This window comes from Actinotalea subterranea (assembly GCF_008364845.1).
In the GTDB taxonomy this organism is placed as follows: domain Bacteria; phylum Actinomycetota; class Actinomycetes; order Actinomycetales; family Cellulomonadaceae; genus Actinotalea; species Actinotalea subterranea.
Genome location: NZ_VTTP01000003.1, coordinates 305,757 through 323,733, shown reverse-complemented (window position 1 = coordinate 323,733; position 17,977 = coordinate 305,757). Strand labels below are relative to the sequence as shown.

Genomic DNA, 17,977 nt, shown 5'->3' with positions numbered 1-17,977 from the left:
CATTGCTAGGCCTCGACTGGGTGAGGTGTATCCGGCCGTGTTCGACTCCGTGTCCTTCGTCGCGATCAACAGTGCTCTGGACGGTCTCGCGCTACGTCAGCGCGTCATCGCCGACAACGTCGCGAACATCCAGACCCCCGGCTTCCTCGCCGGGCGCGTCTCCTTCGAGGAGTCGCTCGCCGCGGCCGTGTCCGACGGCACCGGCGCCACCACACCCGCCACGTCCCGCTCGCTCGCCGCGACGCGTGAGGACGGCAACAACGTGAACCTCGACGAGGAGACCCTCCTCAACGTCGAGACGAACCTGCGCTACCAGCTCGCGACGCAGGCCGTCGACGGCACGTTCAGCAAGCTCCGCACCGCGATGAGGATGAGCTGATGAGCATCTTCGGGGCCATCGGCGTCGCCGGGAGCGGCATGACCGTCTACCGCACCTGGCTCGACGCGATCAGCGACAACCTCTCGAACATGAGCACGGTGAAGTCGACCGACGAGGACGCCTTCCAGGCGCGCTACGTCATCGCGCAGGCCCGTGACTACGGGGGCCAGGGCGGCGCCGAGGTCGCGGGCGTCGAGTTCGGCAGCGCCGAGGGGCGGCTCGTCTACGAGCCCGACCACCCGCTGGCCGACGCGGACGGCTACGTGAAGTACCCGGACATCGACATGTCCAGCCAGATGACCCAGCTGATCATGGCCCAGCGCGGGTACCAGGCGAACGCCGCGGTCGTCGACCGCGCCAAGGAGACCTACCAGGCCGCACTCCAGATCGGACGTAGCTGATGAGCATCCAACCCATCTCCGGCGTGACGGCGGGGCTGCTCGACTCCCTGACCGGCGTCGGCGCCGTCGGGCAGACGAGCCCCGTCGCCGCGACGGCCGGCACGTCCCCCACGGCCGCGGTCTTCGGTGCCGACCTCGCCGGCTCGATCGACCAGCTCCAGGCCATGCAGTCGACGTCGGACGCCCTCGCGGTCAAGGCCGTCACGGGTGACCTCGACGACGTCCACGACTACACGATCGCCAGCAGCCAGGCCGCCGTGACCCTCGAGCTCACCGCGGCCCTGCGCAACAAGGCCGTCGAGGCGTTCACCGAGATCATGAGGATGCAGGCCTGATGCCCGCTCAGATCAGCGGCCTGCTGGGCCGCCTCCAGCAGTCGATCCGCCAGTTCACGCTCGCGCAGCGCACCCTCGTCGTCATCGGTGTCGCGGTGCTCGTGCTCGGCGCGGTCGCGCTCTCCTCGTGGCTCGCGAAGCCCACGATGACGCCGCTGTTCACGGGCCTGTCCGCGACCGACGCGAGCGCGATCGTCGACCACCTCGAGTCCGAGGCGGTCGCGTACGAGCTCACCGACGGCGGCTCGACGATCATGGTCCCGAACGACAAGGTCTACCCGATGCGCATCGCCGTCGCCTCGGCCGGCCTGCCCGCGTCGTCCGACGGCGGCGGCTACTCGCTGCTCGACGACATGGGCATGACCTCCTCGGAGTTCCAGCAGGAGGTCACCTACCAGCGGGCCCTCGAGGGCGAGCTGGCCAAGACCATCGGCGCGATCAACGGCGTCGAGGCCGCGACCGTGAAGCTCGCGCTCCCCGAGGACAGCGTCTTCGTCGACGAGAAGGGCGCACCCACCGCGTCGGTCTTCGTCAAGACCGCCCCGGGCGTCGCGCTCGAGTCCGACAAGGTCGAGTCGATCGTGCACCTCGTGTCCGCGGGCATCGAGGGCATGTCGCCCACCGACGTCGCGGTGATCGACGCCGACGGCAAGGTCCTCTCCGCGATCGGCGGGACCTCGGGCAACGGCCTCCAGGGCAACCAGACCGCGGAGTACGAGGCGCGCGTCGCCTCGAACGTCCAGCAGATGCTCGAGCGCATCGTCGGCGCCGGCAACGCCGTCGTGACCGTGACCGCCGACCTGGACTACGACCAGGCCGCCCGCGTCACCGAGACGTACACGCCCGCCGAGAACGCGCCCCCCATCTCGGAGACCAGCACGCTCGAGGAGTACACGGGCTCCGGGCAGGCCGTCGGCGGGGTCCTCGGCCCGGACGGCAACACGACCACGGGTGACGACGCGGACGGCTCGTACCGCAAGGAGAGCGAGACCCTCAACAACACCGTCAACAAGACGGTCGAGGAGGTCACGACGACCCCCGGTGCCGTCCGCCGCCAGTCCGTCTCCGTCGTCGTCTCGCAGGACGCCGGTGGCAACCTCGACATGGCCGACCTCCAGGAGACGGTGGTCGCCGCGGCGGGCATCGACGAGGCACGCGGCGACGTCGTGTCCGTGTCCCGCATGGAGTTCGACACGAGCAGCGCCGAGGCCGCCGAGGCCGCGTTCGCGGAGGCCGAGAAGGCCGCCGCAGCCGAGGAGTCCAAGCAGCTCATCACGACGGCCGGCATCGGCGGCGTCGTCCTCCTCGCCCTGATCCTCGCGATCGTCATGGGTGCACGCCGCAGCCGCCGGGCCCGCCGCGAGGCGATCGACCTGGGCGCGATCGAGCTCATCGAGTCCCGCAAGGCCGAGATCCTCGAGCAGCCCGAGCCGACGCTCGCGCTCCCCGCCCCGGTCGAGCCCCTGTCCGACGAGATGCAGAGCAAGCGTGACGACGTCATCGCGCTCGCCGCGGAGCAGCCGGCCGAGGTGGCCGAGGTCCTGCGCGGCTGGCTCGTGGGCGGGCGGCGCTGATGTCCACCGCGATGCTCACGGGCACCCAGAAGGCCGCACTGCTGCTCATCCAGCTCGGCCGCGAGCAGGCCGGGCGCGTCATGGCCCAGCTCGAAGAGAGCGAGATCGAGGAGCTCACCACCGAGATCGCGCGCCTCGAGCGGGTCGACGGCAAGCTCGCCGACGACGTGCTCGACGAGTTCTACGAGGTCTCGCTCGGGGGCGCGGGCTACAGCGGCCGCGGCGGCCTCGGCCTCGCGCAGGCGCTCCTCGAGGCGTCCGTCGGCCGGGACCGCGCCGCGGGCATGCTCGAGCGCCTCGCGTCGTCCCTGCAGGGACAGCCGTTCGAGTTCCTCCAGTACGCCGACGCCCGCCAGGTGGTCTCGCTCCTCAACGGCGAGCACCCCCAGACGATCGCGCTCGTCCTGGCCCACCTGCGCGCCGAGCACGCCTCCGCGATCATGACGGGCCTGCCGCACGCCACCCAGGGTGAGGTCGCGCACCGCATCGCGCTCATGGAGCGTGCCTCGCCCGACGTCGTCGCGCTCGTCGCCGAGAGCATGCAGCGCAAGGCGTCGGCCGTCCTGACACCCCAGGAGATGTCCGCGGTCGGCGGCGTCCAGCCCCTCGTCGAGATCATCAACCGCGCCGACCCGACGACGGAGAAGCTCATCCTCGAGGGCCTCGAGGCACGCGACCAGGCGCTCGCGGAAGAGGTCCGCAGCCGCATGTTCGTCTTCGGCGACATCGTGCTGCTCGAGGACCGCGCGATCCAGCTCGTGCTGCGCGGCGTCGAGATGTCCTCGCTCGCGACCGCCCTCAAGGGCGTGGCCGACGAGGTCCGCGACAAGATCCTGCGCAACCTGTCGGAGCGCGCCCGCGAGAACCTGCTCGAGGAGATCGAGCTGCTCGGGCCGGTGCGCCTGTCCATGGTCGAGGAGGCCCGGGCGGCAGTCGTCCAGGTCATCCGTCGCCTCGAGGAGAGCGGCCAGATCGTCATCCGCCGCGAGGGCGAGGACGAGTATGTCGCCTGAGCCCACGCCCGCCGTCGTCGCGTTCCGGCCCGCCCAGCTCGCGCCGACCACGACGACCGCCGCCGCCGGGGAGACCGAGAACCGCGCCCGCGCAGCCGGCTACGCCGCCGGCTGGTCGGCCGGTGCGCGGGCGGCCGCGGACGCCGCGGTCACGCAGCAGCGACGCCTCGCCGAGCAGAACGAGCGCGCCGAGGCCTCACGTCAGGCTGCGCTCGCGGACGCGATGCTCGTGCTCGAGCGCGCGGTCCAGGCCACCTCGGCCCGGGTCGTGCCCGTCGTCGACGACGCGCGCCGCGCGATGTACGACGCGGCGCTCGAGCTCGCCGCCGTCGTGCTCCAGCGCGAGCTCGCCGACGGCGCGGGGTCCGTGCGTGACCTCCTCGCGCGTGCCCTCGCCGTGCCCGCCGAGGTCGGCGTGCACACCATCCGGCTGAACCCGACCGACCTCGCCCGCGTCCAGGACGCCGTGGCCACGGGCGACGGCGTGCCGCTGCCCACCGGGGTGTCCCTCGTCGCCGACCCGCGCCTCGCGCCCGGCGACGTCATCAGCGAGTACCCGGGCGGGTTCCTCGACGGCCAGGTGGCCGCCGCGCTCGACCGCGCCCGTCGCGCGCTGCTCGAGGACCAGGCATGACCACGACGACCTCCGCGCCGCGGACGAGCCGGCCCGGCGCCGCGCCGTCCCGCGCCGACGCGCCCCTGGGCCCGGCCGACGACCGGCTGGCGCGCGCGCTGGCCGGCGCGGCCCCCGAGCGCGTCGGGTCCGTGTCGGCGGTCGTCGGGCTCTCGATCGACGTGTCGGGGCTCAGCGGCGCCGTCGGGGACCTCGTGCTCCTCGGCGACCCGGCCGACGTCGCCCCGCCCGTGCCCGCGCAGATCGTCGCGGCCACCGCGAAGACGCTCCGCTGCATGCCGCTCGGCACCGTGAGCGGGCTCCGCACGGGCATGCCGGCGCGCAGCACCGGCCGGCCCCTGACCGCCCCGACGGGCAACGCCCTCCTCGGCCGCGTGCTGGACGGCCTCGGCCGCCCGATCGACGGCAAGGGCCCGCTCCTCGGCGCGCACCGCGTCCCGGTCGACGCGTCGGCACCCTCGGCGCTCGGCCGGTCCCGGGTCGACACCCCGCTGACCCTGGGCGTGCGCGCCCTCGACACCCTCGCGACCGTCGGCCGCGGTCAGCGCATCGGCCTGTTCGCCGGCTCGGGCGTCGGCAAGTCCTCCCTGCTCTCGATGATCGCCCGCGGCACGGAGGCCGAGGTCTCCGTGATCGCCCTCGTCGGGGAGCGCGGGCGTGAGGTGCGCGAGTTCCTCGAGGACGACCTGGGGCCCGAGGGCCTGGCCCGCAGCGTCGTCGTCGTCGCGACGTCCGACGAGCCGCCGCTCGTGCGCCGCCAGTCGGCGTTCGTCGCGACGCGCATCGCCGAGGCGTTCCGGGCCGAGGGGCGTGACGTCGTCCTCATGATGGACTCCCTCACGCGTGTGGCCATGGCCCAGCGTGAGATCGGCCTGTCCGTGGGCGAGCCGCCCGCGACGCGCGGCTACCCGCCGTCGACCTTCTCGCTGCTCGCGCAGCTCCTCGAGCGTGCAGGCACCGACGAGCGCGGCTCCGTTACCGGCATCTACACCGTGCTCGTGGACGGCGACGACCACAACGAGCCGATCGCCGACGCCGCCCGGTCGATCCTCGACGGGCACGTCGTCCTCACGCGTGAGCTCGCCGTCGCCGGGCACTTCCCGAGCATCGACGTGCTCGGCTCGATCTCGCGTGTCGCGGGCCGCGTCACGTCGCCCGAGCAGCGCGCCGCCGCGACGGGCCTGCGTCAGGTGATGGCGGCCCGGCGCCGGGCCCAGGACCTGCTCGACGTCGGCGCGTACGTGGCGGGCAGCAACGCGCTCGTCGACGCCGCCGTCGCGAACGCCGACGGGATCGACGCCTTCCTGCGCCAGGGCATGGACGAGGTCGCCGCCGCGGACGCGTCCTGGCAGCAGCTCGCCCGCCTCGTGAACGCGATGGGGGTGCGCTGATGGCCGGCCGGTTCCGCCTCGCGGGGCTCCTGCGCCTGCGCAACCTCCAGGAGGAGCAGGCCGCTGCCGCGCTCGCCCTCGCGCACGCCGAGCGCCGTGCGGCTCAGAAGCGTCGTGACGAGACGGCCGAGATGCTGAGCGGCACGGGCCTGCCCGAGCGCGCCGACCACCTCACGTGGCAGGCCGCGATCGCCGGCCGGGCCGCGGTCAACGGCCTGCTGGGTGAGGCGCGTGCCGCGCTCGAGGTCGTCGAGGTGCGCGTCGACGCCGCGACCCACGAGTGGTCGGCCGCCCGCACCAAGGCCGCGACGCTCGAGAAGCTCGAGGACCGCCACGAGGTGCTCGAGCGCGCCGAGGAGCTGCGCGCCGAGCAGCTCGTCCTCGACGAGGCCGCGTCCCGGCAGCGTGCGGCGGACCTCGCCGACGCCGCGGACGTGGCCGAGCCGGGTGCCCCGGCCGACGCCCACCGTTCCAGCGCCGACGACGTCGTCGAGAGCCCACGCACCGCAACCCCCAAGGAGGACCGATGACCACGATCATCATGCTCCCCGCACCTCCGCCGTCCGGTTCGCGCGGTGCGGACCGCACGTCGGCCGGCTCGCGCGGGAACGGCGGTGACGACTTCGCGTCGACCATGGACAAGGTGGGCCGCGAGGCCGACCGGGCCGAGCGGGCCGAGCGCGCCGACCGCCGGCGCGACGCCGACCGCCGCGACGCCGGCACCGGCTCCGCCGAGCGTTCCGAGCGCACGGACCGTCCGGTCCGCACCGACCGGACGGCCGGGCGGGCCGACGGCGAGCGCACGGACACCGCGACCGACCGGTCCCAGCACGGCGCCCAGGACGACACCGCGCAGGCGGGACCGGGCACGGCCGCCGGCTCCGCGCCCGCCACGGGCCCCACGGCCCCGGCGGACGGTGCGGCCCAGCCCGTCCCGGGCGACGTCGGCGCGGTCCTCCTGACGATCGGCCAGCTCGTGGCCGCCGCCGGGCAGGCCCTCGCCGCGGACGAGGCCGCGGCGGCCCAGGGCGTCGCCGTCGAGAGCGCCGACGCACCCCTCGCCGACGTCGTCGACCTCGACGCGCGGCGTCGTGCGGCGGCTGGTCGTGCCGCCGGTGCCGCGGGCGCCGCCGTCCAGGGCGGGGTGCCCACGCAGCGCGGGGTCGCCGACGCCGCCACGGCGACGCCTGGCACCCCCGACTCGGCGGCCGGCACGACCGCGACCGGGACCGCCACCGCGCCGACCGCGCTCGCGCCGTCGACCACCGACGGTGGCGACCCGCAGGCCGGGAACGGCTCGCGGTCCGGTGCGCAGGCCGCACCGGCCGCCGAGGCGACCACCGACCCCGCGGCCACGGCCCAGGCACCCGCCGACGCCGCGGTTGCGGCCGCCCGCGCGGCGCTCGCCTCCGACGTGGCACCGACCACCTCCACCGCGACGACGACCGCCCCGACCGGACCGGCGAACGTCGCGGTCGTCGGGCCGACGCAGTCCGCGGCACCCGCCGCGGAGGTCGCCGCACCGTCGGCTCCCGCCCCGGCTCCCGAGCCCCGCCAGGTGGCCGACCAGCTCGCCGCGCGCCTCGTCGGCCTCCGCGGTGCGGGCGCCGGCCAGCACGTGCTCGTCATGCGGGTCGAGCCCGAGGCGATCGGCCAGGTCCGCGTCGTCGCGCACATCGGCGCCGAGGGTGTGCGGATCGAGCTCCTCGGCGCGACCGACCAGGCACGTGACGCCCTGCGCGCCGCGCTGCCCGACCTGCGCCGTGACCTCGTCGCGGCCGGGCTCCCCGCGGAGCTCGGCCTCGGCACCGGCAGCCAGAACGGTGCCCGCGGTCAGGGTCCCGCGACGGGCGGCCCGGGCGGCAACGGGACCGGCGCGAGCCCCGACGGCTCGACGACGGGCTCCGACGGCCGCGGCTCACGCGAGTCGCCGACCGACGCGGGCCTCGCCGGCGACGGCACCCGCACCTCGACCCACGCTGGCTCGCGCCGCACCGGCCTCGACCTGATCGTCTGAGAGGGAACCATGACCGTCACACCCACGGCGTCCGCGCCGCCGCCAAGCCTGTACACGACGAACACGCCCGCGACCGACGCGAAGAAGGAGATGGACCAGGAGGTCTTCCTGGCCCTGCTCGTCGCTCAGCTCCGCAACCAGGACCCCACGTCCCCCATGGACACCAACGAGATGATGGCGCAGTCCACCCAGCTCGCGTCCATGGAGCAGCTCACCGCGCTCTCGGACACCTCCCGCGAGAGCTTCGCGCTCCAGATGCGCATCGCGGCGAGCGGCATGGTCGGCCAGACCGTCAGCTACGTCGACGACAAGGACAAGGTCCAGACCGGCGTCGTCTCCGGCGTGTCCTTCGACGACGAGGTGCCCACGGTGACCGTGGGCAAGGTCAAGGTCCCGATCGACCACGTCTCCGCGATCACGGCGCCCGCCGCCGTGACCCCGCCCCCGACCACCACCCCGCCCGCGACCACGACCGACACCACCGACTCCGCCGGTTCCGCCGGAACCGCTGCCTGACCAGGCCGCGACACCACCGAAGGGAAACTCCCATGCTTCGCTCGCTCTTCTCCGGCATCAGCGGTCTGCGTGCCCACCAGACCATGCTCGACGTGACCGGCAACAACATCGCCAACGTCAACACGACGGGTTTCAAGGCGTCCCAGTCCCAGTTCCAGGACACGCTGTCCCAGGTCCTGACGAACGCGGGCGGCGGCCAGGACGGCGTCGGCGGCACGAACCCCGCGCAGGTCGGCCTCGGCGTGCGCGTCGCGGGCATCACGACGAACTTCCAGCAGGGCGCCGCCCAGCTCACCAACCGCTCGACGGACATGATGATCTCCGGCGACGGCTTCTTCATGGTCCGCAAGGGCTCCGAGCAGTTCTACACGCGGGCCGGGGCGTTCGACTTCGACGCGACGGGCCAGCTCGTGACGCCCGACGGCGGCCTCGTGCAGGGCTGGGCGGCCGACGACGCGGGCGCGATCGACACCAACGGCACGCTCACGGACATGCGCCTGCCCATCGCGACGCTCATGGGCGCGGCGGGCACGACGTCGGCCACGTTCGAGGGCAACCTGCCCGCCGACGCGACCGTCACGCCGGCGACCATCCTCAACCGTGAGGTCGACGTCTACGACGCCGACGGCACCATGCACTCGCTCTCGCTGGCGTTCACCAAGACGGGCACCGGCTGGACCGTCGCGGCCACGCAGGACGGCGCGCCCGTCGGCACGTCCCTCAACCTGGCGTTCGGCGCGGACGGCAAGCTCACGACGACCCCCGCGGTGCTCGACGCCGGCGTGGTCGACGTGCAGCTCGGCACGATCACCGGGTACGCGGGCCTGAGCACCGTCGAGGCGCTGTCGCAGAACGGCCGCGCGGCCGGCACGCTCCAGTCGTTCACGATCAACGCGGACGGCACGCTGCTCGGCTCGTTCAGCAACGGCCTCAAGCAGGCGCTCGGCCGTGTCTCGCTCGCGACGTTCACCAACCCCGCGGGCCTCGAGAAGGCGGGCGGTTCGTTGTACCGCACGACCGTCAACTCCGGTGACCCGCAGGTCGGCGAGGCCGGCACGGGCGGCCGCGGCGACCTCACGGGCGGCGCGCTCGAGATGTCGAACGTCGACCTCTCGGCCGAGTTCACCAACCTGATCATCGCCCAGCGTGGCTTCCAGGCGAACTCCCGGGTCATCACGACCTCGGACGAGCTGCTCCAGGAGCTCGTGAACCTCAAGCGCTGACCCCGGCGCACCGCGAGCGTGCGACCCCCACGGCCCCGCCGGCGTGGGGTCGCACGCTCGCCGCGTCCACGGCCCCGGCTGCTGGACGTCCCCGGCCCGCCCGCGGGCCCGCTCGACCGCCGCACGTCGCCGCACGGCGCCGCACGTCGGCAGGTCGCCACCGAACGCCACGGGACCCACCCGAACCGGCGCCGAAGCCTCACACCGCCGCCACCCCGGCCGATCAGGTAGGGGCAGGGCTCACGGATGGGCCCGAAGGAACTCCAGGGACGGACCACCATGATCGTCGTCACGCGTCTGAACGGACCGCGCTTCGCGGTGAACCCGGACCTGCTCCAGCGCATCGAGAGCACCCCGGACACGATCCTGACCCTGATCGACGGCACCAAGTACATCGTGGCCGAGTCGCTCGACGAGGTCACCGCGCTCGTGGTCGCGTACCGGGCGCGTGTCGCCGCCGCGACCCTCGCGCTGAGCGCCGACGGCGCCGGCGACCCCCTCGCCGGTGACACCACCGTGGCTGCCGTGACCGAGCTGCGCCCCGCGCCGGTCCGCAACCTCAGCTCAGTCCCGGAGGCCGACTGATGGATCCGGCAACCATGGCGGGGATGGCCCTGGCGTTCGGGGCCGTCCTCCTCTCGATCTTCCTCGAGGGCTCGAGCCCGATGTCGGTCATCCTGCCGGCGCCCATGATCCTGGTGATCGGCGGAACCCTCGGCGCGGGCCTCGCGAGCAGCACGCTGCGCGACGCCAAGCGCGCCTTCGGGACCCTTGGTCGCTGGATGACCTTTCAAGCAGCCGGACCTCGACTCGACGGTCGAGGTGGTCGTCGGTCTCGCGGACCGGGCCCGGCGTGAGGGCCTCCTCTCGCTCGAGGACGCGGCCCGGACGGTCGACAACGAGTTCTTGCGCGCGGGCCTCCAGGCCGCGATCGACGGCACCGACCCCGACGACCTCCGCGAGATGCTCGAGGACAAGATCGCGAGCAAGCGTGCGCTCGACCGCACCACCGCGAAGTACTTCAACAACATGGGCGGGTACGCGCCGACCATCGGCATCATCGGCACCGTCGTGTCCCTCGTGCACGTCCTCGAGAACCTCGCGGAGCCGGCCGAGCTCGGTCACATGATCGCCGCCGCGTTCGTCGCGACCCTCTGGGGCCTGCTCTCCGCGAACCTCATCTGGCTGCCCCTCGGCGCACGCGTGACCCGCGCCTCCGAGCTCGAGTGCGCGCACATGGAGATGGCGGTCGAGGGCCTCCTCGCGATCCAGTCCGGCGCGAACCCGCGCCTCGTGGGCCAGCGGCTGCGCAGCCTCATGCCGCCCGACGCCGTCAAGAAGGACGGCAAGGCCGCGAAGAAGGAGGCGGCGTGAGCTCGGGCCACGGCTCCGGCGGGCACGGGCAGCGCCCGCGTCGCAAGAAGGCCGAGCACCACGAGGAGCACGAGAACCACGAGCGGTGGGCCGTGAGCTACGCCGACATGATGACCGTGCTCGTCGGCCTCTTCATCGTCCTGTACTCGATGAGCCAGGTGGACCAGGCGAAGTTCGAGGCCCTGCGGGAGTCCCTCGCCGCCGGGTTCGGCCACCGCGCCCCGTCGATGCTCCAGGGCAGCACGGGCGCGCTCTCCGGCGTCGAGGACTTCCAGATCGTCCCCGACCTCGCCGGCGAGACGGGCATCGAGACCGAGCAGGTGCAGACCCCCGAGGTGGAGATCACCGAGGAGGAGCGCACCATGCAGCTCGCCGCCGCCGAGTACGACCGCCTCGCCCAGATCCGCGACCAGATCAGCCAGGCGCTGAACGCGCAGGGACTGGGCGACCGGGTGCGGTTCCGCGTGACCGAGCGCGGGCTCGTCATCGGCATGGTCGCGGACGACGTGTTCTTCAGCCCTGACACGGCCACGCTCACCGAGACCGCGCTGAGGGTGCTCGACACCACGGCGCCGGTCCTGGTCGGGCTGCCCGACCAGGTGTCCATCGAGGGGCACGCCAACGTGCTGCCCAGCAGCCGGTACCCCACCAACTGGGAGCTGTCCTCGGACCGCGCCACGCAGGTGCTGCGCCGCATGGTCGAGGTCGGTGGCCTGCCCGCGGGCCGGGTCGCGGCCGTCGGCTTCGGTGAGGCTCGCCCGATCGACGACCCCGGGGTCGACCCGCTCGAGGCCAACCGCCGCGTGGACCTCGTGGTCCTCAGCGGCATCTCCGAGGACGCCCGCGTCCTCCTCCCGTCCATCGAGAACGCACACCAGGGATGACCGCCATGACCGAGCAGCGCGTGATCGCGAGCAAGCCGAAGATCGGCGCCAGGCCCACGTCGGGCGCCCCGGAGCCGGAGCCGGAGTCGAAGGGCAAGGGCGAGGGCGGCGGCTCCAAGAAGAAGCTGATGATCATCGTCCTGGCGGTGGTCCTCGTCCTCGGCGGCGGCGCGGCCTACTGGTTCCTCATGGGCCCCGGCGCGTCCGCGACCGAGGCGGCCCCCGAGCCCGAGCCGGAGCCCGAGAAGGGCGAGGTGTTCGTCATCGAGGCCGTGAGCATCAACCTCGCGGGCGGGCACTACCTGCGCCTGGGCATGGGCCTTCAGCTCACGGCCGAGGTCACGGAGGAGCCCGACGCCGCGCGCGCGCTCGACCTGGCCATCGCCCTGTTCTCGGGACGCACGGTCGAGGAGGTGTCGAGCCCCGAGGGGCGCGAGGCCCTCAAGACCGAGCTCGCCCACCAGCTCGAGGAGGCCTACGAGGGCGAGGTGATCGACGTCTACCTGACCGACTACGTGACCCAGTGACCACTGGGGGACGTCGTCCCCGGCGCACCGACCCGCAGGGCCGAACGCGGCCCGCCCGGGCCGAGGTGCGCTGACGCAGCAGACCGGCACGGAAGCCGGTTGTCTTTCACGGCGCCATGGAGGGCGCCACCTCGCCCCGGGGTCCCAGGAGCCCGGGGAGCCGGACCGTGCATGCCACGGCCGGCAGGCCCGCCGCGACGCGCGGCGCCGATCCGGGTGATTCCACGCACCCGCGCATCTGGTTCCCGGCTTTGCCTCATCACCCCCGGCGGTGTGCCGATGTGCTGGCCGTGACGGTCCAGGACACGCTGAATGCCACGACGCGCCGCAAGCGCTCGGCGGCTCCCGAGCCCTACGACTTCCGGCGACCCATGACGCTCGCGCGGGAGCACGGGCGCATCCTCGAGATGGCGTTCGAGACGTTCTCGCGCCAGTGGGGCACCCTGCTGACCTCGCGCCTGCGCGTCGTCGGCGCCGCAACCCTCGAGCGCGTCGAGATGCGCTCCTACGACGAGTACATCCGGTCCCTGCCGCCCACCGCCGTGATGGTCCTGTGCGGCATCGAGCAGAACCGCTCGACGGCAGTCATCCAGCTGCCCATGGACACCACGATGCTGTGGATCGACTACCTCCTCGGCGGCCCGGGCATCGTGCTCGACGTGCCGGAGCGCGAGCTCACCGAGATCGAGTGGTTCCTCATGCGCGACCTGCTCCAGCAGGCCTCGAAGGACCTCACGTACGCGCTCGCGGCGGTCCACCCGCTCGACGTCGTCGTGAAGTCCGTGCAGTACAACCCCCAGTTCGTCCAGGCCGTCGCCGCCTCCGAGCCCGTGATCGTCGCGACGTTCGAGCTCACCGCGGGGGAGCGGGTCTCGACCGCGACCATGATGATCCCCGCCGACATCCTGCTCGCGTCCCTGCGCGACGGCGAGACCAGCGACAAGCGCTCGGCCGACGAGCTCCGCGAGCACCGGCTCGCGACCGACCTGCTCTCCGACCAGGTGCGGGGCGTGCCCGTCGGCGTCTCCGTCCGGTTCAAGCCGCTCACGGTCACGCCCGGCAGCATCGGGCGGCTCGCCGTCGGCGACGTCGTGTCCCTCAACCACAGCGCGGACACCCCGCTCGACGTCGTCGTCGGCGACGTCGTGCTGGCCCGCGCCGCGATCGGGAGCAACGGCTCCCGCCTGGCCTGCCTGGTCGTCACCTCCGAGGAGAAGTCCTGATGAGTCCCCGCAGCATGTCCACCGCGACGGCGCCCGTCGCCGGCTCGGCCGAGGCGATGACCATCGCCCGGGCCGCAGCCGAGGAGCTCACGCGGCTCCTGCCCTCGACCGTGCCCCTGACCGTCGCGTCGTTCGACCCGTCCGCCGGGCCCTCGCCCGACGCGCTCGTCGTGCGCGCGTCCTTCGTCGGGGCCGTGTCCGCCGAGGTCATGGTCGTGGCCGACGAGGCGGTCGCCACCGCGCTCGCGGGCGCCGACCAGATCTCGCTCGCCGACGCGCTCCGCCCGGCCCTCGAGGCCGCGACCGCGACGCTCGGCGCCGGCGTCCTCGACGCGACGACCGCCGCACCCGTGGGCGACGCGCTCGCGCAGGACGGCGTCACGGCCGTCGCGCTCGCGGACCCCAGCGGCACCGCGCAGGCCTGGTTCGGCATGCACCTGCGCCAGGCCGCACCGCCCGTCCCGCACCAGCGCGGCGAGGGCGGCACCCCGGTGCACGACGAGCGCGCCGCGATGCGCCTCCTGAACGACGTCGAGATGACGCTCACGGCCGAGATCGGCCGCACCCGCCTGCCCGTGCGTCAGGTCCTCGAGCTCGTGCCCGGCACGGTCCTCGAGCTCGACCGGGCCGCCGGCGCCCCCGCGGACGTCATGGTCAACGGTCGCCTCGTCGCCCGCGGCGAGGTCGTCGTCGTCGACGAGGACTACGGCATCCGCATCACCGAGATCGTCTCCGCGGAGCACGCGGGCTGATGGACTCCTCGACCCTCGTGCTCGGCCTGCGCGTGGCGCTGGCCCTGGCCTGCGTGCTGGGGCTGCTCTGGTACGCCGGCCGTCGGATGTCCGGGACCGCGCACGTGCGCCGGTCCCGGGCCGCCGCGCTCACGGTCGTCTCGCGCCAGTCGCTCGGCGGCCGCAGCGCGCTCGCGCTCGTCGAGGTCAGCGGGCGTCGCCTGCTCCTCGGCGTCAGCGAGCACGGGGTCAACCTGCTCACCGAGATCGAGGCCGAGGCGCCCGAGACCGAGCCGGCGCGCGTCGAGCGCGTCGAGCTCGACCCGGCCGAGCTCGAGGCCCTCACGGCGGTCGACGTCGTGGCGGACCTGCCCGTCGTCACGCCCGCGACCACCGAGCGGGCGGCCCCGGCCGCACGGCCCACGGTCCTCGCGGCGGTCGGCGCCACACCTCGCCCCAAGGCCACCGGCCAGTCGGGTGCCCGCACCACGAAGTCCCAGCGCAGCGCTGCTGCCACCACGCCCCCGTCCACCCCCGCGGCACGGATGCCCGCGGTTCCCAAGCCCCGCTACCCCCTCGAGGGATCGATCCTGGACGCCACGACGTGGCGCCAGGCGGTGGTTGCGGTGCAGGAACGGACCATCCGGCGTTGACCTCCACCCTCCTGGCGCCCCGCGCGGGCCGGCTCGACCGGTCGCCGTCGCAGGGCCCGGCCCGTCGTCGGGCATGGACGCGTGCGGCCCTCGTGCTGCTCGTCCTGCTCGCGGCGCTGGCCCTGACCGTCCTCGTGGCGGGCGGCGCGCACGCCGCGCCCGTCCCGCCCGCCGACCCGGCCGCACCGGTCGACCCCGCCGCGCCCGACGCGGACCCGAGCGTGACCGTCGACATCAACGGCGTCAACGGCGGGCCCAACAGCTCGATCGTGGTGCTGCTGACCATCACGCTGCTCGCGGTCGCGCCCTCGCTGCTCCTCATGATGACGAGCTTCACGAAGATCTTCGTGGTGCTCGCGCTGACCCGGAACGCCCTCGGCCTCCAGGGCGTCCCGCCCAACCAGGTGCTCGCCGGTCTCGCGCTCTTCCTCTCCATGTTCATCATGGCGCCGGTGCTCACCGAGGTGAACGACACCGCGCTCCAGCCCTACCTCGCGGGCACCGCCACCTTCTCGGAGGCCGTGGAGGTCGGCGGCGGGCCGCTGCGGGAGTTCATGCTGGGTCAGACGCGCGAGGAGGACCTCGCGCTCGTGACCCGGGCCGCGGACCAGCCGAACCCCGAGTCGGCGGACGCCGTCGCGATGACCACGCTCATCCCGGCGTTCATGCTCTCCGAGCTGCGCAGCGCGTTCATCATCGGGTTCGTCATCTTCGTGCCGTTCCTCGTGATCGACCTCGTCGTCTCCGCGTCACTGATGTCGATGGGCATGATGATGCTGCCGCCCGTCATGGTGTCGCTGCCGTTCAAGCTCCTGCTCTTCGTCCTCGTGGACGGCTGGGGCCTCATCGTCACCGCACTCGTGGGGAGCTACGGCTGATGAACACCAACGCCGTCCTGGACATCGGCCTCCAGGCGATGCTGCTCGCGGGCAAGCTCGCGGCCCCCGTGCTCGTGACCGCCCTCGTCGTCGGCTTCGCGATCTCCCTGCTCCAGTCGATCACGCAGGTCCAGGAGGTCACCCTGAGCTTCGTGCCCAAGGCGATCGCCGTGGCCGCGGCCCTCCTCATCGGTGGGCACTGGATGATCTCCGAGTCCGTCGCGTTCACGCACGAGATGTTCGAGCGCATCCCCACGCTCCTGGGGGGCTGACCCGTGGGGTTGACGCTGCCCCTCGCGACCGTCGAGATCATCATGCTCGCGGGCGTGCGCATCGCGGCGTTCCTCGTCATCGCGCCGCCCTTCTCGCACCGGGCCATCCCGGGGCGGGTCAAGGCGATGCTCGCGCTCGCGCTGGGCCTCGTCGCCGCGCCCCGCGCCGCCGCCGCGGCCGGGACGGAGGTCGGCTCCGCCATCGCGTCGGGCACCGCGGTCTTCATCGGGCAGCTGCTGCTCCAGGTCGTCATCGGCGGGGCGCTCGGCTTCCTCGTCGCGCTCGTGTTCGCCGCCGTGCAGTCCGCGGGCAACCTGATCGACCTCTTCGGCGGCTTCCAGCTCGCGGCCGCGTTCGACCCGATGAGCCAGTCCAACGGCGCACAGTTCTCGCGGCTCTACACGATGACCGCGATCGTGCTGCTCTTCGCGTCCGACGCGTACCAGGTGGTCATCGGGGGCCTCACCCGGAGCTTCGACGCCCTGCCGCTCGGCACCGCGCTCGACCTCGCCGCGATGGGGCAGGCCGTCACGACGGGCCTGACGGAGATGTTCCTCTCGGCCCTGCAGGTCGCCGGCCCGCTCATCGTGGTCCTGTTCCTGGCCGACGTCGGCCTGGGCCTGCTGACCCGGGTCGCCCCCGCGCTCAACGCGTTCGCGCTCGGGTTCCCGCTCAAGATCCTCATCACCGTGAGCCTCGGGGCGACCGCCTACCTCGCCGTCCCGCAGCTGATCAGCGCGCTGACGGACACCGCCGTGACCACCGTGCTGGAGGTGGCGCGATGAGCAGCGGCGGGCAGGACAAGACCGAGAAGGCCACCCCGAAGCGGATGAAGGAGCTCCGCCGCGACGGAGCCCTCGAGAAGTCGCAGGACCTCTCCTCGTGGCTCGGCATCGGCGTCGGCGCGCTCATGCTGCCGATGGTGCTGAGCAGCGGCACCAAGGCCGCGACCGACCAGCTCACGGTCGTCACCGACGTCATCGCCGACCCCGACCCCGAGGCCGCCGTGACGGCGCTCTTCACGGGCATGCAGTCCCTCATCGGGACGCTCGCGCCGCTGCTCGCGGTCGTCGTGATCGCGGCGGTCGTCGCGTCGGCGGCGCAGGGCGGCATCCACTTCTCGACCAAGCGCATCAAGCCGACCTTCAAGCAGTTCAACGTCGTCAACGGCATCAAGCGGACCTTCGGGCCCCAGGCGGGCTGGCAGGGCGTCAAGGCCGCGCTCAAGACCCTCGCGATCGGCGCCGTCCTCTACACGGTCGTGCAGGGCCTCGTCCCGTTCATGCTCGGGTCCGGCACGCACTCCCTGACCCAGGTGCTGAGCACCGCCGGCGCCGGGATCTCCGACCTGATCCGCACGGCCGTCGTCGCGGGCCTCGGCCTCGCGGCGCTCGACCTCATCGTCATCATGCGGCGCAACCGCAAGAAGACGAAGATGACGCTGCGCGAGGTCAAGGACGAGAACAAGCAGTCCGAGGGTGACCCGATGCTCAAGGGCGCCATCCGGTCCAAGCAGATCGCGATGAGCCGCAACCGCATGATCGCGGAGGTGGCCACGGCCGACGTCGTGCTCGTCAACCCGACGCACGTCGCCGTCGCTCTCCGGTACCAGCCGGGAACGGGAGCGCCGCGCGTCGTCGCCAAGGGCGCCGGGCACGTCGCGGCCCGCATCCGCCAGGTCGCCAACGACAAGCGCATCCCGATGGTCGAGGACATCCCGCTCGCGCGTGCCCTGCACGCCGCGTGCGAGGTGGGCCAGGAGATCCCGCAGCACCTCTTCGTCGCCGTGGCGCGCATCCTCGCGTTCGTCATGGCCCTGCGCCGGCGCGGGTCCGCGGCCGGCATGCACCGCCCGCCGGGCGGGCCGACCCAGGTCCCGGAGGCGGCATGAACACCCGCCGCGGTCCGAGCCCGCACCGCCCCGCAACCGCCCGCACCGCCCGTCACGTGA

Annotated in this window: 23 protein-coding genes; all 23 read left to right on the top strand. The window is 73.3% G+C overall.

Features of this window, described 5'->3' with window-relative positions; translation table 11 throughout:
• The first annotated feature begins 37 nt into the window (after positions 1–37).
• Positions 38–379 carry a flagellar basal body rod protein FlgB gene (locus tag FZ988_RS07345; RefSeq protein ID WP_149203362.1) on the top strand — a complete coding sequence of 114 codons (342 nt, stop codon included), beginning with the start codon at positions 38–40 and terminating at the stop codon, positions 377–379.
• The gene (gene flgC, locus FZ988_RS07340) at positions 379–780 is read left to right on the top strand and encodes a flagellar basal body rod protein FlgC (protein WP_149203361.1); all 402 of its coding nucleotides are present in this window, start codon (positions 379–381) and stop codon (positions 778–780) included. The genes FZ988_RS07345 and flgC overlap by 1 nt, the downstream gene beginning before the upstream one ends.
• Positions 780–1,115, top strand: coding sequence for a flagellar hook-basal body complex protein FliE (fliE, locus tag FZ988_RS07335; protein ID WP_149203360.1), 336 nt, complete (start codon positions 780–782; stop codon positions 1,113–1,115). Before flgC ends, fliE begins: the two co-directional genes overlap by 1 nt.
• Positions 1,115–2,689, top strand: a complete 1,575-nt coding sequence (fliF, locus tag FZ988_RS07330; RefSeq protein WP_149203359.1) for a flagellar basal-body MS-ring/collar protein FliF — start codon at positions 1,115–1,117, stop codon at positions 2,687–2,689. Before fliE ends, fliF begins: the two co-directional genes overlap by 1 nt.
• Positions 2,689–3,702 (top strand): flagellar motor switch protein FliG, encoded by a 1,014-nt coding sequence (gene fliG, locus FZ988_RS07325; RefSeq protein ID WP_149203358.1) that lies wholly within the window; start codon positions 2,689–2,691, stop codon positions 3,700–3,702. Before fliF ends, fliG begins: the two co-directional genes overlap by 1 nt.
• Positions 3,692–4,336 (top strand): FliH/SctL family protein, encoded by a 645-nt coding sequence (locus tag FZ988_RS07320; protein WP_149203357.1) that lies wholly within the window; start codon positions 3,692–3,694, stop codon positions 4,334–4,336. Before fliG ends, FZ988_RS07320 begins: the two co-directional genes overlap by 11 nt.
• Positions 4,333–5,727, top strand: coding sequence for a FliI/YscN family ATPase (locus FZ988_RS07315; protein WP_149203356.1), 1,395 nt, complete (start codon positions 4,333–4,335; stop codon positions 5,725–5,727). The genes FZ988_RS07320 and FZ988_RS07315 overlap by 4 nt, the downstream gene beginning before the upstream one ends.
• Positions 5,727–6,257: a flagellar export protein FliJ gene (locus FZ988_RS07310; protein ID WP_149203355.1), complete on the top strand. Its 531-nt coding sequence runs from the start codon at positions 5,727–5,729 to the stop codon at positions 6,255–6,257. The genes FZ988_RS07315 and FZ988_RS07310 overlap by 1 nt, the downstream gene beginning before the upstream one ends.
• Positions 6,254–7,744: a flagellar hook-length control protein FliK gene (locus FZ988_RS07305; protein ID WP_149203354.1), complete on the top strand. Its 1,491-nt coding sequence runs from the start codon at positions 6,254–6,256 to the stop codon at positions 7,742–7,744. Before FZ988_RS07310 ends, FZ988_RS07305 begins: the two co-directional genes overlap by 4 nt.
• Before the next feature lie 9 nt (positions 7,745–7,753).
• Positions 7,754–8,260: a flagellar hook assembly protein FlgD gene (locus FZ988_RS07300; protein WP_149203353.1), complete on the top strand. Its 507-nt coding sequence runs from the start codon at positions 7,754–7,756 to the stop codon at positions 8,258–8,260.
• 32 nt (positions 8,261–8,292) lie between these two features.
• A complete protein-coding gene (locus tag FZ988_RS07295) occupies positions 8,293–9,483 on the top strand; it encodes a flagellar hook protein FlgE (RefSeq protein WP_149203352.1) in 1,191 nt (396 codons plus the stop codon).
• 279 nt (positions 9,484–9,762) lie between these two features.
• Positions 9,763–10,068, top strand: coding sequence for a flagellar FlbD family protein (locus FZ988_RS07290; RefSeq protein ID WP_149203351.1), 306 nt, complete (start codon positions 9,763–9,765; stop codon positions 10,066–10,068).
• The gene (locus FZ988_RS19200) at positions 10,068–10,340 is read left to right on the top strand and encodes a MotA/TolQ/ExbB proton channel family protein (protein WP_342781159.1); all 273 of its coding nucleotides are present in this window, start codon (positions 10,068–10,070) and stop codon (positions 10,338–10,340) included. The genes FZ988_RS07290 and FZ988_RS19200 overlap by 1 nt, the downstream gene beginning before the upstream one ends.
• Positions 10,306–10,857, top strand: coding sequence for a motility protein A (locus FZ988_RS07285; protein ID WP_342781158.1), 552 nt, complete (start codon positions 10,306–10,308; stop codon positions 10,855–10,857). The genes FZ988_RS19200 and FZ988_RS07285 overlap by 35 nt, the downstream gene beginning before the upstream one ends.
• A complete protein-coding gene (locus FZ988_RS07280) occupies positions 10,854–11,741 on the top strand; it encodes an OmpA/MotB family protein (RefSeq protein WP_149203350.1) in 888 nt (295 codons plus the stop codon). The genes FZ988_RS07285 and FZ988_RS07280 overlap by 4 nt, the downstream gene beginning before the upstream one ends.
• A gap of 5 nt (positions 11,742–11,746) precedes the next feature.
• Positions 11,747–12,268 (top strand): flagellar basal body-associated FliL family protein, encoded by a 522-nt coding sequence (locus FZ988_RS07275; protein WP_149203349.1) that lies wholly within the window; start codon positions 11,747–11,749, stop codon positions 12,266–12,268.
• A 290-nt stretch (positions 12,269–12,558) separates the two neighbouring features.
• Positions 12,559–13,491, top strand: coding sequence for a FliM/FliN family flagellar motor switch protein (locus FZ988_RS07270; protein ID WP_246169301.1), 933 nt, complete (start codon positions 12,559–12,561; stop codon positions 13,489–13,491).
• Entirely contained in the window at positions 13,491–14,243 is a 753-nt protein-coding gene (gene fliN / locus FZ988_RS07265; protein ID WP_246169299.1) for a flagellar motor switch protein FliN, read from the top strand. The genes FZ988_RS07270 and fliN overlap by 1 nt, the downstream gene beginning before the upstream one ends.
• Complete coding sequence (locus FZ988_RS07260; RefSeq protein ID WP_149203347.1) at positions 14,243–14,875, top strand: FliO/MopB family protein; 633 nt, start codon at positions 14,243–14,245, stop codon at positions 14,873–14,875. Before fliN ends, FZ988_RS07260 begins: the two co-directional genes overlap by 1 nt.
• A gap of 11 nt (positions 14,876–14,886) precedes the next feature.
• Positions 14,887–15,753 carry a flagellar type III secretion system pore protein FliP gene (gene fliP, locus FZ988_RS07255; RefSeq protein WP_149203616.1) on the top strand — a complete coding sequence of 289 codons (867 nt, stop codon included), beginning with the start codon at positions 14,887–14,889 and terminating at the stop codon, positions 15,751–15,753.
• Positions 15,753–16,025, top strand: coding sequence for a flagellar biosynthesis protein FliQ (gene fliQ / locus FZ988_RS07250; RefSeq protein ID WP_149203346.1), 273 nt, complete (start codon positions 15,753–15,755; stop codon positions 16,023–16,025). Before fliP ends, fliQ begins: the two co-directional genes overlap by 1 nt.
• Positions 16,026–16,028: 3 nt before the next feature.
• On the top strand, positions 16,029–16,811 hold the full coding sequence (locus FZ988_RS07245) for a flagellar biosynthetic protein FliR (RefSeq protein ID WP_149203345.1): 783 nt from the start codon (positions 16,029–16,031) through the stop codon (positions 16,809–16,811).
• Positions 16,808–17,917 carry an EscU/YscU/HrcU family type III secretion system export apparatus switch protein gene (locus FZ988_RS07240; protein ID WP_149203344.1) on the top strand — a complete coding sequence of 370 codons (1,110 nt, stop codon included), beginning with the start codon at positions 16,808–16,810 and terminating at the stop codon, positions 17,915–17,917. Before FZ988_RS07245 ends, FZ988_RS07240 begins: the two co-directional genes overlap by 4 nt.
• Positions 17,918–17,977: the final 60 nt, after the last annotated feature.

Excerpts from the sequence above, each read along its gene's own strand:
- fliF (WP_149203359.1), top strand. The coding sequence starts at position 1,115 with ATGCCCGCTCAGATCAGCGGCCTGCTGGGCCGCCTCCAGCAGTCGATC.
- FZ988_RS07295 (WP_149203352.1), top strand. The coding sequence starts at position 8,293 with ATGCTTCGCTCGCTCTTCTCCGGCATCAGCGGTCTGCGTGCCCACCAG.
- FZ988_RS07275 (WP_149203349.1), top strand. The coding sequence starts at position 11,747 with ATGACCGAGCAGCGCGTGATCGCGAGCAAGCCGAAGATCGGCGCCAGG.
- FZ988_RS07320 (WP_149203357.1), top strand. The coding sequence starts at position 3,692 with ATGTCGCCTGAGCCCACGCCCGCCGTCGTCGCGTTCCGGCCCGCCCAG.
- FZ988_RS07290 (WP_149203351.1), top strand. The coding sequence starts at position 9,763 with ATGATCGTCGTCACGCGTCTGAACGGACCGCGCTTCGCGGTGAACCCG.
- FZ988_RS07300 (WP_149203353.1), top strand. The coding sequence starts at position 7,754 with ATGACCGTCACACCCACGGCGTCCGCGCCGCCGCCAAGCCTGTACACG.
- FZ988_RS07310 (WP_149203355.1), top strand. The coding sequence starts at position 5,727 with ATGGCCGGCCGGTTCCGCCTCGCGGGGCTCCTGCGCCTGCGCAACCTC.
- FZ988_RS07260 (WP_149203347.1), top strand. The coding sequence starts at position 14,243 with ATGGACTCCTCGACCCTCGTGCTCGGCCTGCGCGTGGCGCTGGCCCTG.
- FZ988_RS07305 (WP_149203354.1), top strand. The coding sequence starts at position 6,254 with ATGACCACGATCATCATGCTCCCCGCACCTCCGCCGTCCGGTTCGCGC.
- fliN (WP_246169299.1), top strand. The coding sequence starts at position 13,491 with ATGAGTCCCCGCAGCATGTCCACCGCGACGGCGCCCGTCGCCGGCTCG.
- flgC (WP_149203361.1), top strand. The coding sequence starts at position 379 with ATGAGCATCTTCGGGGCCATCGGCGTCGCCGGGAGCGGCATGACCGTC.
- fliE (WP_149203360.1), top strand. The coding sequence starts at position 780 with ATGAGCATCCAACCCATCTCCGGCGTGACGGCGGGGCTGCTCGACTCC.
- fliG (WP_149203358.1), top strand. The coding sequence starts at position 2,689 with ATGTCCACCGCGATGCTCACGGGCACCCAGAAGGCCGCACTGCTGCTC.
- FZ988_RS19200 (WP_342781159.1), top strand. The coding sequence starts at position 10,068 with ATGGATCCGGCAACCATGGCGGGGATGGCCCTGGCGTTCGGGGCCGTC.
- FZ988_RS07240 (WP_149203344.1), top strand. The coding sequence starts at position 16,808 with ATGAGCAGCGGCGGGCAGGACAAGACCGAGAAGGCCACCCCGAAGCGG.
- fliQ (WP_149203346.1), top strand. The coding sequence starts at position 15,753 with ATGAACACCAACGCCGTCCTGGACATCGGCCTCCAGGCGATGCTGCTC.
- FZ988_RS07315 (WP_149203356.1), top strand. The coding sequence starts at position 4,333 with ATGACCACGACGACCTCCGCGCCGCGGACGAGCCGGCCCGGCGCCGCG.